11 protein-coding genes are annotated in these 13,299 nt (G+C 64.8%); 3 read left to right on the top strand and 8 right to left on the bottom strand.

What is annotated here, in order from left to right; all coding sequences use genetic code 11:
- The first annotated feature begins 191 nt into the window (after positions 1 to 191).
- On the top strand, positions 192 to 1,133 hold the full coding sequence (locus tag GDR53_RS14855) for an IS110 family RNA-guided transposase (RefSeq protein ID WP_193335237.1): 942 nt from the start codon (positions 192 to 194) through the stop codon (positions 1,131 to 1,133).
- A gap of 137 nt (positions 1,134 to 1,270) precedes the next feature.
- On the opposite strand, the gene GDR53_RS14850 is transcribed toward GDR53_RS14855, so the two are convergent.
- The 8 genes from GDR53_RS14850 to ftsZ form a co-directional block, all read right to left on the bottom strand.
- Positions 1,271 to 1,765 carry a hypothetical protein gene (locus GDR53_RS14850; RefSeq protein WP_193335236.1) on the bottom strand — a complete coding sequence of 165 codons (495 nt, stop codon included), beginning with the start codon at positions 1,763 to 1,765 and terminating at the stop codon, positions 1,271 to 1,273.
- A gap of 108 nt (positions 1,766 to 1,873) precedes the next feature.
- A complete protein-coding gene (locus GDR53_RS14845) occupies positions 1,874 to 2,332 on the bottom strand; it encodes a DUF3828 domain-containing protein (protein ID WP_193335235.1) in 459 nt (152 codons plus the stop codon).
- Between the two features lie 70 nt (positions 2,333 to 2,402).
- On the bottom strand, positions 2,403 to 3,680 hold the full coding sequence (locus tag GDR53_RS14840; protein ID WP_193335234.1) for a hypothetical protein: 1,278 nt from the start codon (positions 3,678 to 3,680) through the stop codon (positions 2,403 to 2,405).
- Between the two features lie 21 nt (positions 3,681 to 3,701).
- Complete coding sequence (gene ligA / locus GDR53_RS14835; RefSeq protein ID WP_193338115.1) at positions 3,702 to 5,909, bottom strand: NAD-dependent DNA ligase LigA; 2,208 nt, start codon at positions 5,907 to 5,909, stop codon at positions 3,702 to 3,704.
- A gap of 175 nt (positions 5,910 to 6,084) precedes the next feature.
- A complete protein-coding gene (gene recN, locus GDR53_RS14830; protein ID WP_193335233.1) occupies positions 6,085 to 7,755 on the bottom strand; it encodes a DNA repair protein RecN in 1,671 nt (556 codons plus the stop codon).
- 220 nt (positions 7,756 to 7,975) lie between these two features.
- The gene (locus GDR53_RS14825; protein ID WP_193335232.1) at positions 7,976 to 8,812 is read right to left on the bottom strand and encodes an outer membrane protein assembly factor BamD; all 837 of its coding nucleotides are present in this window, start codon (positions 8,810 to 8,812) and stop codon (positions 7,976 to 7,978) included.
- Positions 8,813 to 8,907: 95 nt separating this feature from the next.
- Positions 8,908 to 9,864, bottom strand: a complete 957-nt coding sequence (gene lpxC, locus GDR53_RS14820; RefSeq protein WP_193335231.1) for a UDP-3-O-acyl-N-acetylglucosamine deacetylase — start codon at positions 9,862 to 9,864, stop codon at positions 8,908 to 8,910.
- 110 nt (positions 9,865 to 9,974) lie between these two features.
- Positions 9,975 to 11,678 carry a cell division protein FtsZ gene (ftsZ, locus tag GDR53_RS14815; RefSeq protein WP_193335230.1) on the bottom strand — a complete coding sequence of 568 codons (1,704 nt, stop codon included), beginning with the start codon at positions 11,676 to 11,678 and terminating at the stop codon, positions 9,975 to 9,977.
- Positions 11,679 to 11,921: 243 nt separating this feature from the next.
- On the opposite strand from ftsZ, the gene GDR53_RS14810 reads away from it, so the two are divergent.
- Both GDR53_RS14810 and GDR53_RS14805 read left to right on the top strand, forming a co-directional pair.
- Positions 11,922 to 12,383 (top strand): VOC family protein, encoded by a 462-nt coding sequence (locus GDR53_RS14810; protein ID WP_193335229.1) that lies wholly within the window; start codon positions 11,922 to 11,924, stop codon positions 12,381 to 12,383.
- An 89-nt stretch (positions 12,384 to 12,472) separates the two neighbouring features.
- Complete coding sequence (locus GDR53_RS14805; protein ID WP_193335228.1) at positions 12,473 to 13,279, top strand: nucleotidyltransferase domain-containing protein; 807 nt, start codon at positions 12,473 to 12,475, stop codon at positions 13,277 to 13,279.
- The last annotated feature ends 20 nt before the right edge of the window (positions 13,280 to 13,299 follow it).

Below are 13,299 nucleotides of genomic sequence, written 5' to 3'. Positions count from 1 at the left end.
TTGTATGTTTGCTTGGAGGCCGTGATTGGCGATGATCGGCCTGGGAGCTTTGGGTTTACCGGGCTCCCGGGCTGGATAGCGTGTGTCCCCCAAGAGCCAGCAAGCTCGCCCCTGAGCAGACGCGTCCGGCCCATCTTGACTGTCTCGAACGGTTGGTTGGGCGACATGCCCGCATACAAGGCAGAGCGATCATGATTTTTTCCCCAGACTATGTTGGTGTCGACGTCTCCAAGAAGCACCTGGATCTGGCCATCACCGGCTCGAGCAGGTTGCGCGCGTCCAATAATCCGGCTGGCATGGCTCGGTTGGTGCAAAAGATCTCCAGCCTGACCCGGCCCCATCTGGTCTGTGAGGCCACCGGCAGCTATACGCGGCTGATGGCCCGCTCGCTCAGCCAGCATGGCATCGCGCTGAGCACGATTAACCCGCGCCGGGTGCGCGATCTGGCTCGGGCCGACGGGCTGCTGGCCAAGACCGATGCGATTGACGCCGCGGCGATCCTGCGCTTCGCTCACCTGATGCACCCAGATCCCGACCCCCTCTACGATCCAAATGCCGTGGAAATGGCCGATCTGGTGCGCCGGCGCCGCCAGATGGTGGATATGCTGGCCATGGAAAAGCAGCGTCGCGAGCACCCTGAAGCTGCGCTGGCGCAAGCCAGCATCGATGCTCATATAGGCTTCTTGAGCAGCCAGATCGGCGAGATGGATCGGGCCATTACCCGCCAGATCGATAGCGATGCGACGCTACGGCGCCGGGCCGAACTACTCACCACCATCCCCGGCATCGGCCAGACTACGGCCGCCGTGCTGCTGGCCGAAATGCCCGAGCTGGGCGGCATCGGCAACAAGCAGGCGGCCGCCTTGGCCGGAGTCGCCCCCTTCAACCGCGATAGTGGTGAGATGCGCGGCCAGGCCCATATCGCCGGCGGACGCCTCTCGGTGCGCTGCGCTCTCTATATGGCCACCCTGTCGGCCATCCGTGCTAACCCGCCCATCCGCGACTTCTACAAAAGGCTGCGCGCCCAGGGCAAACCGGGAAAGCTCGCCATCGTCGCCGCCATGCGCAAACTCATCACGACAGCCAATGCCGTCCTTGCCAACAACACCCCCTGGCACACCAACACAGCTTGACCGCAAACACGGTTGCTCAGGGGGAGGTTAGGTGGGGGTCTGGGGACTGCTCCTGACCCTGGTCAATCCGAAACCTCCCCTCACCGACCCGGCTGCGCCGGGCCACCTCTCCCCAATGGGGAGAGGAAAGGCGAAGCTCAAAACCCCAGTGGATCGTAGGTCAGCGCCCAGCTGAGCAGCCAATGCTCGTCACTGCCCATGGCAGCGACGTCGTCGACCTTCCAGCCATCGGCCTCGCGCACTGCGGCGATGCTGAGCAGGCGCAGCTGGTCGAAATTATGGTAGCTGACATTGACCATGGCGCGGTCGCCGCTGATTGTGGGCTCGCCGATGCTGAGGTCGAACAGCAGCGCGCTGACATCGGGCATGAAGGGGTTGAAAATCTGGGTGGCGACGAAAGCTTCCCCGTTCACTGCCGCATCGTCGGCGAAGACGTTGTTCTCGACCGCCTGCTCGTACAATGCCTGCAGGCGCTGCGAATAGAAGCTGTTGGGCGCGCTGGCATGGGCCCCCGGCTGGTACTCGGCATAGATCGCGCTCACCAGCGCCTTGGGATCGTCATAGCGCTCGGCGGCCAGCGCCGGACCGCCCAGCAGCCCCGCCAGGGCCAGTACCACCAGTTGCAACCGCATGCCCATACTCCCCAAGTGAGAGCCAAGCGCTAGCGTCCGGACACGGCGCGACTGTGATCGCGCCATGGCCGAACTGCGGCGGCGCCATTACATTTTGGCAATATGGTTTCAGTTGCCGGCGGCAGCTGCAAAGATCTCGCTCAGCCGATAGGGCGATGTCGCGTCGCGGAAGGCCACGTCGTCGATCTTCCAGCCATCGCCTTCCAGCACCAGGTCATAATCCATCGTCACCGGCCGCTCGAAATTGTCGAAGCTGACGACCACGGTCGCCCAGTCGCCGTCGATCGCGGCCTCGCCGATGACCAGATTGCTGATGGCATAATCCTGTCCGCTGATGAACGGATCGAAGTCGAGCGTGCCGATCTCCCCCTCCGGCGTGATCTCGGCGTCCTGGTCGTAAAGAGCCTGCAGGTCCTGCGACCGGAAGCGGCCGTCGTCCTCGCCGAACGAGTCATCCAGATAGGGCTGGTAGAAGGCCGCCAGCAGCGCCTCGGGTGTGTCATAGCTCTGGGCATGGGCCAGGCCCGTCAGGGCAAGCAGCATTCCGGCAGCAAGGGCAAGGCGCATCGTCGTCTCCGGGGTCGTGGCTTCGGTCAGGCAGGCCTATCAGGCAGGTGGGACGGGCGATAGCGCCCGCTCAGTTGAACCAGAGCGCAAACAGGAAGAACTCCTCGCCGAACACTGCATTGCCCGCAGCAAAGCTCTGCGCATCGGCAATCGGCCCGTCACGCAGATAAGGCAGCGCCCCCTGCCCGGTCAGCAGCATGACCAGGTCGCTACGCTCGGAGGTCTCGAAATAGGCCTTGAGGTCAAAGCCCTGGCTGAAGCGCCAATGCGGGATCAGCAGGTCACCGGCGATGATCTGGTCGAGCACGTCCAGCGTCTCGCGCCAGGCTGCCACGGTGTCATCGGTCACCGCCATGCCCTCGAACCGCGCCGTCTGGCCGGGATTGGGGATCAGTTCGGCATTGTCGTCCGTCTCGGCCAGGATCAGGTCCCAGTTCTGCCGCGACAAAGCCGTGACCTGCTTGAGCGCGGCCGGGATGGAGGCCAGCAGCGGCCGGTCGATGACGGGGAAGTTCAGCGTATGAATGGCGGCGATGATGTCGGCAATGCCGGCATCGCTATCCGGATCGAGCATCAGCGTGCCGCCCTGGGCATAATCCTGCATCGGCAACCCGGCCTTCGGGAACACCCGGTGCAGATAGGCGTCAAAGAAGGCCTCGAAATCATGCGCCAGCACCAGATCGAGATGCACCATCAGGATCTGGCTATAGCCGGCAAACCAGATGGCATCGGCGGCATCAAAACCCACCACACTGTCGGGCGCCGCCACCACACCCTTGGACAGCGCCTTGTCATCCGGCGTCAGGTCGGCGCCGGCCAGCTCACCCAGCAGCGGCGCCAGGAACGCGCCAAGCGTCTCGCCCTCTTCGGCCTTGCCGTCGCCATTGAAGTCGAGCCGCGCCTGCAGCACGTCGACCGACATGGCATAATCGCTGCCCGCTTCCCCGCCGCACAGGAACCCGGCCTGCGCCGCCGCCACCTCGCTGCGGAAATCGCTGAGCACCGTGCGGAGGCCGGCATAGCTGAGCTGTTCCGGCGCAGGATTGGCTGGAGCGGGCGCGTCCATCATGCCGCCGCCCAGGATCCGCGCCGCCAGCGCCGTGCCCGGCGTGGTGGCGCCATATCGGTAGAGGTCCTGCGCCAGGCCTTCGACGGCACCCGCCAGGCTCAGCAGGCCCCAGCCGAAACAGGCATCAGGGTCACCCGCATCCTTGCCGGCGGCAAAAGCCGCCTGCCCCTCCGCCAGCGTGCCGGCATAGAGATGGCTGGTCAGCAGGTCGCCGTTCTCGCTGGCCTGCGCCACCATGGGCGCCAGCAAGGCCATCGCCAAAAATCCAAAAACCCGCATGCCGCTCTCCTGCTGATGCGCCTATTGCCCGACGCGGGTAAACCACTCGTCTTCGCTGATCACCTCGACGCCCAGCTCTTCGGCCTTTTTCAGCTTGGAGCCGGCACCCGGTCCCGCCACCAGAATATCGGTTTGCGCCGAAATTGAGCCCGCCACCTTGGCGCCCAGCCGCTCGGCCATGGCCTTGGCCTCCGACCGGCTCATGCGCTCGAGCGAGCCGGTGAAAACCACCGTCTTGCCGGCCACGAGGCTATCGGCCGAAACCGTGACCACATAGGGCTTGGGATGCACCTGCACCAGCAGCGCGTCGAGCACGTCGTCATTGCGCGCATTGCCGAAGAAATCCACCAGCGCCTCGATCACCGTGCCGCCAATGCCGTCCACCGAGGGGAAGACCGTTGTCGGATCCTCGGCCGCAGCCGTCAGCTTGCCGACCCGCATCAGCTCTTCCATCGTGCCGAAGGTGCGCGCCAGCATGGCCGCCGTGGTCTCGCCGATATGGCGGATGCCCAAGGCAAAGATGAAGCGGTCGAGCTCGGGTTCGCGCCGCGCATCGATGGCAGCAAACAGCTTGTCGAGCCCCTCGTAATTGCGGTCCTCGACGCTGCGCACATTTTTCCGCGTCTTGCCCGAGGCCGCCTCGCGCACTTTCGCCTGGGCCTCGCGCCGCTCGGCCAAAGCTGCCTGCACCTCGGGGCGACGATCTCTCAGGGTGAAGATATCGGCCGCCGTCTTGACCAGGCCAGAGTTGAAGAACAGGTCGATATTCTCCGCCCCCAGCCCCTCGATATCGAGCGCTCCGCGCGAGACGAAATGCCGGAGCCGCTCCACGGCCTGGGCCGGGCAGATCAATTCACCGGTGCAGCGGCGGCGCGAATCTTCCTTGCCGGTCTTTTCATTGACCTCGCGCGTCGCCGGCGAACCGCAGACCGGGCACTCATGCGGGAACTGGTAGGGCACGGCATCGGCCGGCCGTTTCTCCAGCACCACGCGAACGATCTGCGGAATGACGTCGCCGGCCCGCTGGATAACGACGGTATCGCCAATGCGTATATCGATCGGCTCCTCGCCGCGGATCGGCAGCCCATTGCTGTCTATGCCGGCAATATAGTCCTCATTGTGCAGGGTGACATTCTCGACCACCACGCCGCCCACCGTCACCGGTTCGAGCCGCGCCACCGGCGCCAGCGTGCCGGTGCGGCCGACCTGGATGTCGATCTTGCGCACCACCGTCATCGCCTGCTCGGCCGGGAATTTGTGCGCTACGGCCCAGCGCGGCTCGCCGGTGACAAAGCCCCAGCGCCGCTGCAGCTCGAGCTGGTCGACCTTGTAGACCACGCCATCGATGTCGTAGCCGAGCGCCGAGCGCTGCTCCTCGATCTTGTGATACTGCGCGATCAGCTCCTCGGCCGATTTCGCCCGCACCATCAGCGGCGTGACCTGGAAGCCCCAGTCCTTGAACTTCTGCACCGCCTCGTATTGCGTCGGCGCCGGATCTTCGCTCGTCGCACCCCAGGCATAGGCGAAAAAGCGCAGGTTGCGGCTGGCGGTGACCGAGGCATCCTTCTGGCGCAGCGACCCGGCCGCCGTATTGCGCGGATTGACATAGTCCTGCCCGCCAGCGGCGGCCGAGCGGGCCTTGAGCGCCTGGAACTCGGCATAGGTCATATAGACCTCGCCGCGGATCTCGATGCTCTCCGGCCAGCCGCTGCCAGCCAGCTTTTCCGGAATATCCTTGATGGTGCGCAGATTGGCGGTGATGTCCTCGCCCACCGCGCCATCGCCGCGCGTCGCGCCGCGCACGAAGACGCCGTTTTCGTAAAGCAGCGAGGCCGAGAGCCCATCGATCTTGGGCTCGGCGGTAAAGGCGATGTCGAGATCCCGATCGCGCTCGAAGAAGCGCTGACCGCGGCTGATGAAATCGACCACGTCCTCGTCGGTATAGGCCTTGGCCAGGCTCAGCATCGGCACGGCATGGCGTACCTTGGCAAAGCCCTCGGCCGGCGGCGCCCCCACCGAGAGCGACGGGCTGTCCTCGCGTACCAGATGCGGAAACGCCTGCTCGATGGCGTCATTGCGCCGCCGCAACGCGTCATAGGCCGCGTCGGTGATCTCGGGCGCGTCCTTCTGGTGATAGGCGATATCGGCCGCAGCAATGGCCAAAGCCAGCCGCGCCAGCTCGGCATCGGCCTCGGGCTCTGTCAGATCGTCGACGGGTTTGCTGGACAGGTCGGTCATGGGGCAACTCGGACGCAGAACATTGTTACATCAGTTTAAGGAGCATACCCCCACCTCGCCTCCCCCTGAAGGGGGAGGAATCCGGACTGTGGATAGGGCACCATCCCGCCTGAACCCCGATCCGCTCCTCCCCCTCAGGGGGAGGTTGGGTGGGGGTATTGGGGCTCTACCCCACTTCGCTCAGCAGCTTGCTCGCCGCCGCGCGCGCCTCGTCCGTCACCTGGGCGCCGGCCAGCATGCGGGCCACCTCTTCCTGGCGGGCGGCGCTGTCCAAGGGTTTGACATGCGTGCGCATGAAGGCGCCCTCCTTGACCATCTGCTTTTCGATCAGCAGGTGGCGCTGCGCCCGGGCGGCAACCTGCGGCGCATGGGTGACGGCCAGCACCTGCACCTTGCCGGCCAGTCGCGCCAGGCGCCGGCCGATGGCATCGGCCACCGCGCCACCCACACCGGTGTCGATTTCGTCAAAGATCAGCACCGGCGCCGAGCCGCGGTCGGCCAGCACCACTTTGAGCGCCAAGAGGAACCGGCTGAGCTCGCCGCCCGAGGCCACCTTGAGCAGCGGGCCGGCGGCCGTGCCCGGATTGGTCTGCACGTGAAAGGCGATCTGGTCATAGCCCGAGGCGGCGAGCCGACTGGTATCGACCTGGTGATCGACGATGAATTTGGCTGAGCCCAGCTTGAGCTCGGGCAGTTCGGCGCCCACGGCCTTGCCCAAAGCCTTGGCGGCCTTGGCGCGGCCGGCGCTCAGCGTTTCGGCCAGCTTGCGATAGGCCGCGAGCGCCTGGGCCTCGGCCGCTTCGAGCGCCACCAGCCTTGTCTCCCCGCTCTGCAGCGTCTCGAGGTCGGCGGTATATTTTTCCAGCACCTCGATCAGCCCGTCGCAGCTGGTCTGGTGCTTGCGGGCCAGCGCCCTTAACGCGAACAGCCGTTCCTCGACATTTTCGAGTTCGGCCGGGTCATAGGCCATCTCGCGCTTGAGCGCTTCGAGCGCGTCACTGGTATGGTCCAGGCTCACCAGCGCGGCATCGATGCTGTCGACGATCGGCTGGAACAATGTCGAGCCGCCATCAATCTTGCGCATCAGCCGCCGCATCAGGCTGGCCAGAGCCGGCGCCGGCGCGGCCGGGCCATTGAGCATCTCGTCGATTTCCCCGAGATCGGAGGCCGAGCGCTCTACCTGCTGCAGATGCGTGCGCCGTTGCGCCAGCTCATCCTCTTCGCCCGGCTGCGGCTTGAGCTTGCCGATCTCCTCCACTGTGTGGCGGGCATAGTCCTCGGCGGCCAGTGCGGCAGCCACCAGGGCCTTCTGTGCGGCCACGGCCTCCTGCGCGTCGCTCAGCGCCGCCCAGGCGTCGCGCAGCCGCACCACATTGCCCTCGAGCTCGCCAAATGCATCGAGCGCCGTGCGATGGGTGGCCGCATCGACCAGCGCGCGGTCGTCATGCTGGCCATGGATTTCCACGATCTGGCTGCCGACGCGCGCCAGCAGCGCCGCCGAGACCGGCTGGTCATTGATGAAGGCGCGGGTACGGCCATCGGCAAACTGCACCCGGCGCAGGATGATGTCTTCGTCGTCGGGAATGGCATTGTCGCGCAAAGCCGCGCGCGCCGGATGGTCAGCGGCCAGCTGCAGCACGGCGACAACCTGCCCGCTTTCCTGGCCGCTGCGCACCAGCGAGGCGTCGCCGCGCCCGCCCAGAGCCAGCGTCAGCGCATCAAGCAGGATGGATTTGCCGGCACCGGTCTCGCCGGTAAGGACGGTCATGCCGCCATCGAGCGCCAGGTCGAGCTGGTCGATCAGGACGATGTTGCGAACCGAGAGCGCGTTCAGCATGCGCGGTGTCATCCCAGATTGCGGGCGGGCACGCAGCCAGCCCATTCATCGCGCAGGTTATCATCCCGGCGGCGGTCCTGCGAAAGCCTCAATGCCGCTTTCACACAGGAACGGGTCGGTGCCAGCGGCCCCGACTCTGCCGTGGTTCGCCGCCCTGCACAAACGAACCGGGGCGCATCATAGCGCCCCGGAACAAACTAGCAACAAAATCTTGCAGCGCTTAGTTGCGCAGACCGGCCAGCCAGCTGCCACTGTTGACGACGGGCGCCAGCCCCTGCTTGCCCAGCAGGTCGAAAGCTTCCTTGTACCAGCTGCTATTGGGATAGTTGTGGCCCAGCACGGCAGCGGCAGTCATGGCTTCATTGGTGAGGCCCAGCGTCAGATAGCCCTCGGTCAGGCGATACAGCGCCTCTTCGACATGAGTCGAGGTCTGCCAGGTTTCCACCACGACGCGGAAGCGGTTGATGGCGGCCGTGGTCTGGCCATTGCCCAGATAGTAGCGGCCCACCGACATTTCCTTGCCGGCCAGCTGATCATAGGCAACCAGCAGCTTTTCCTTGGCGTCTTCGGCATATTCGGACTTGGGATAGTTCGAGATCAGCAACTGATAGGTCTCGATGGCATCCACCGACAGCTGCTGGTCGCGCGTAATGTCCTTGATCTGGGCAAAATAGGAATTTGCCTTGAGATACATGACATAGGGCGCGTCCTTGCCATTGGGATAGATCGCCAGAAAGCGGTCGGCGGCCAGGATCGCCTCATCGAGCTCATTGGCGCGATAATTGGCAAAGACCTGCATCAGCTTGGATTTTTCCACGATCGGATCGCGCGGATGCTGGCGGTCAAGCTTTTGCAGCGACTCGATGGCCGACTTGAAATACTGCCGGTCGATATCGTCGAGTGCCTGCTGGTAAAGCGTTGCCGATGGAATGATCGGCTCGTCCTTGACCTTGCTGGGCCCGAACAGCGAGCACCCGGCCAGCACGGCGGCAACCAGGGCGATCGTCAGGAACCGGGCGGCCCGGCTGGTGTAAGCACCAAAAACATCAACTGTCACGAACTGCCCCGTCTTTCATACGAAAACCGCATAGGCTGCGGCCTAATCAGCAAATAGATCAAAACTGTGGCGCGCGCCATGCCCCGCCGATGCGTCTAGCGCACCGAACGCAGATAGTGATTGACCGCAAGTCCTTCCGGCTGCTCGTCGAATGCCTGGTATTCGAGCGGCAGATCCTCGGCGTTGACGATCTCGTAATTGGCTTCGCTGGAGAAGAGCCCCGCCAGCACATGCGCGTTGAGCGCGTGCCCGCCCTTGTAGGAGCGGAAGCGCCCCCAGATCGGCAGACCACCGAGGGATAGATCGCCAATGGCGTCGAGCAGCTTGTGGCGGACGAACTCGTCCTCGTAGCGTAGCCCGCCCGGATTGAGGATGCGGTCATCCTGCACGGTGATGGAATTGTCCAGGCTCGAGCCCAGCGCATAGCCGGCCTGGCGCAGGATCTTGGCATCGCGGGCAAAGCCGAAGGTGCGGGCGCGCGACACGTCGTCGTAATAGCGGCGCGGCGTCCAGTCGAAGATCATGCGCTGGCGGCCGATGACCTTGCTGTCGAAGTCTATTTCGAGATCGAGCGAGCGGCCATTATAGGGCTCGAGCGCGGCAAAGGCGTCATTGTTGCGCACCGTCACGGCGCGCATGATCTTGAGCAGCTTGCGCTGGCCGGGCTGGATTTCCATGCCGACGCGCAGGATCGCATCGGCGAAGGGCCGCGCACTGCCGTCCAGGATCGGGCATTCGCTGCCCTCGATGGTGATCAGGGCATTGTCGACGCCCATGCCGCTGAGGGCCGAGGTCACATGTTCGATGGTGGCGATGCTGACGCTGTCGCCCAGATCGAGTGTGGTGCACAGGGTCGTGCGACTGACGCGGGAAAAATGCACATGCACGGGCACCGTGGTGATCCCGCTCTCAAGCTTCCGGCAGATCAGGTAACCGCTATCGACCGGCGCAGGGCTGATGGTCAGATTGACGGGAAGACCGCTATGCACGCCATAGCCAGAAAAGTCGATCGCAGCCGCGAGGGTCCGCTGGCGCGTGCTCAGTTTTTGCATACTCGAAATACTCCGACCCCATGCCCGGTTCGCCCAAAGCCTGTACTAGCCAAAAAAAACCCGGTGCGGAAGCCGCACCGAGCAATGTTTGCGCAGACCAACCTGCTTGACTAACCGTGCTTGCGCAGGAAGGCGGGGATCTCGAGGCTTTCCTTCTGGGGGGCGGCGGCGTTCTGGCGGCCATGCCCATCAAGCGTGCCATGGGCACCCTCGGTCGGCGCGGCAACCCGCGAAGTCCTTGCGCCACCTGCCTCAATGGCGCTGCGGGCAGCGGCATCATCGGCAGCGGAGAAATTGGGGACTTCCTTCTCGGCCGGCTGTGGCTGGCCCAGATTGAGTCCCACATTGGAGGCCAGACGCTTGAACAAGGCACGCGCATTGCGCGGCTCGGCATCGACACGATCCGCCGGTTCCTGTGTCCGCCGTGCAACAACTGGCAGCTCTTCAGTGCGCGGCATGCGGCGCTGACCCTCGGGGCGAACGGCATGGGAGGGCACATAGGCACTCGGCACAGGTGAGTCGTCGCCCATCATCGGCTCGTCGTCATCCTGATGGGCAGGAGCCGCGGCGGGGATATAGGGCTCGACCATCACGCCATCATCCTCGTCGGCCATCGACGGGGCGGCGGCCTGGGGACGCGAGGCGGCAAAGGCGAAAGCCTCGGCCACGGCGGCCTCGACCTGGTGTTCGATATGGGCATGGCTTTCGGCCGGTGCGGCGACCGGGGCAGGCGAGGACACGGCAGCGCGCTCGATCGAGGCGCGGCTGGGTTCAACCGGCACGTGGCGACGCACTTCGAGCGGGGTGCGCGAGGCATGCGGCTTGGCCGGCTCGAGCGCCTGCACCATGGTGGCATCGGTACCCGTGGCCACCACCGACACGCGCAGCGTGCCCGTCAGGCTCGGATCATAGGTCGCGCCAAGGATGATATTGCAATCCACATCGACTTCTTCGCGGATGCGGCTGGCGGCTTCGTCGACTTCATAGAGGGTCAGGTCGGGGCCGCCGGTGATCGAGATCAGCAGGCCGCGGGCGCCGTGCATCGACACGTCGTCGAGCAGCGGGTTGGCAATGGCGGCTTCGGCAGCGTGGCGGGCACGATCTTCGCCCGATGCTTCGCCGGTACCCATCATCGCCTTGCCCATGCCGCGCATCACGGCGCGCACGTCGGCGAAGTCGAGGTTGATGAGGCCTTCCTTGACCATCAGATCGGTAATGCAGGCGACGCCGGAGAACAGCACCTGGTCGGCCATCGCGAAAGCGTCGGCAAAGGTGGTCTTCTCGTTGGCAACCCGGAACAGGTTCTGGTTGGGGATGACGATCAGCGTATCGACATGGCGATGCAGCTCGTCAATGCCGTCTTCGGCAAGGCGGGCACGGCGATTGCCTTCAAAGTTGAACGGCTTGGTGACGACGCCGACGGTCAGGATCCCCTGCTCGCGCGCCGCACGGGCCACGACGGGGGCTGCACCGGTACCGGTACCGCCGCCCATGCCCGCGGTGATGAACACCATGTGCGAACCGCTGAGGTGATCATTGATCTCGTCCCAGCTCTCTTCGGCTGCGGCGCGGCCCACTTCGGGGTGCGATCCGGCGCCCAGGCCTTCGGTAATGCCGACGCCCAGCTGGATGATGCGGGGTGCCTTGGACAGGGACAAGGCCTGCGCATCGGTATTGGCGACGACGAAGTCAACGCCATCAAGACCGGATTCGATCATGTTGTTGACGGCGTTGCCGCCGGCGCCACCACATCCGAAGACGGTGATGCGGGGCTTCAACTCCTGGATATCCGGGATGGTGAGGTTGATGGTCATGAAGGGCCTCATAGTGGCGGTGTTGGTAAAGATTTACCCTCCCAAACGTTAACCGGCCCCTAACAATTGTCTCACCAGTGTTAACGTGATCGCAAAATGCGACTCTGATCGGTTACCAATTGAGCGAGCGTTAACCATACCGGCCCGGCTGCCGCCCCTGCCGCGTCGAAACGCCGCCCGCCCGAGCGTCGAGTCAGCAGCTTTGTGCCGGCACACCGCCTGGCACCAGCACGGAGAGTGACCATGACCAAGATCATGCCCTGCCTGTGGTTCGACGACCGTATCGATGATGCCATTGATTTCTATACCGCCACCTTCAAGGAGGCGCGCATTCTCTCGCGGGTGCGACAGGACGCGCAGACCCCCTCCGCCCTGGCCACGCTCGAACTGGCCGGCCACCGCTTCATGCTGCTCAATGGCGGCCCGCGTTATCCCTTTACCGAAGCCGTCAGCTTCGTCATCGACTGCGCCGACCAGGCAGAGGTCGATTATTTCTGGCACGCCTTCGTTAACGGCGGCGGCGCCGAGAGCATGTGCGGCTGGTGCAAGGACCGCTTCGGCCTGAGCTGGCAGGTCGTGCCGCGCGCGCTCTACGACACCGTCGCCGGCAGCGACCCGGCAGGCGCCAGACGCGCCACCGAAGCCATGTTCAAGATGAAGAAGCTGATCGTCGCCGACCTCGAAAAGGCCTATGCCGGCGGCTGATGGTTTAACGCTGACGAGCGGCCTTGCGGCGCTTGGCGCCGGCCATCGGACGTGGTTTGGTGACCCCGGAATTATTGAGCGGGGAGGCCATGTTGGACCAGCAGAACCTTATCACGGCCATCACCGGTAGCATGGATGCGTGCCCCGGCCTGCAAGGCTTGTTTCTGGCTGGTAGTCTGGGCCGCGGCACGGCGGACGAATGGAGCGATGTCGATCTGGTGGCCGTGGCGGCACCCGACGACCACGCCGCTCTGGCCGCCAACTGGCGCCAGGCACTTGAGGCCATCGCCCCGATCGTCTTCTGGAACCAGATCGATGGCGCAGGCATCGTGCTCAATGCGATCACCGAGGACTGGCTGCGGATCGACCTGTCGATCCAGGACAGCGAGAATTTCCGCGCCCGCCGGGCCCGTGACCTTGTCAGGCCACTGATCGACCGGGATGGGATCTACGATGCCCTGCTACCCCGCCTGCCAGACCGGCAACCCGACCCCAGGGCCACCCGCTATATCATCAATGAGTTCATCCGCGTGCTCGGCCTCACCCCAGTGGTGCTGGGACGAGGCGAATATGTCAGCGCCGTCTGGGGCACAGGCCTGCTGCGCAATCTGCTCACCGACCTGCTGCAGCAATATGTGACCCTCCCCGACCCCGGCGGGGCGCTGCACCTGACCAGGCTGCTGCCGCCCCATCAAATGGCCATGCTCGCGGGCCTACCCTATCCGGGGCCGGACAGGGATCAGCTCATCGCCGCCCAGGCCGCCCTGGCACGGGAATTCTTTCCCGTCGCACGGCAATTGGCAGCCACGCTGCAGATCGACTGGCCCGATGCCTTCGAAGCAGCCACACGCCGCCATCTGGCCGCAACGCTGGGGCCGGATGCCATTATCTGGTAATCACCTGCACCGACCTGCTC

It is taken from the genome of Devosia beringensis (assembly GCF_014926585.1).
GTDB classification, from domain to species: domain Bacteria; phylum Pseudomonadota; class Alphaproteobacteria; order Rhizobiales; family Devosiaceae; genus Devosia; species Devosia beringensis.
The sequence above is the reverse complement of the archived record's forward strand: the minus strand, read 5'-3'. Positions and strand labels throughout refer to the sequence as shown.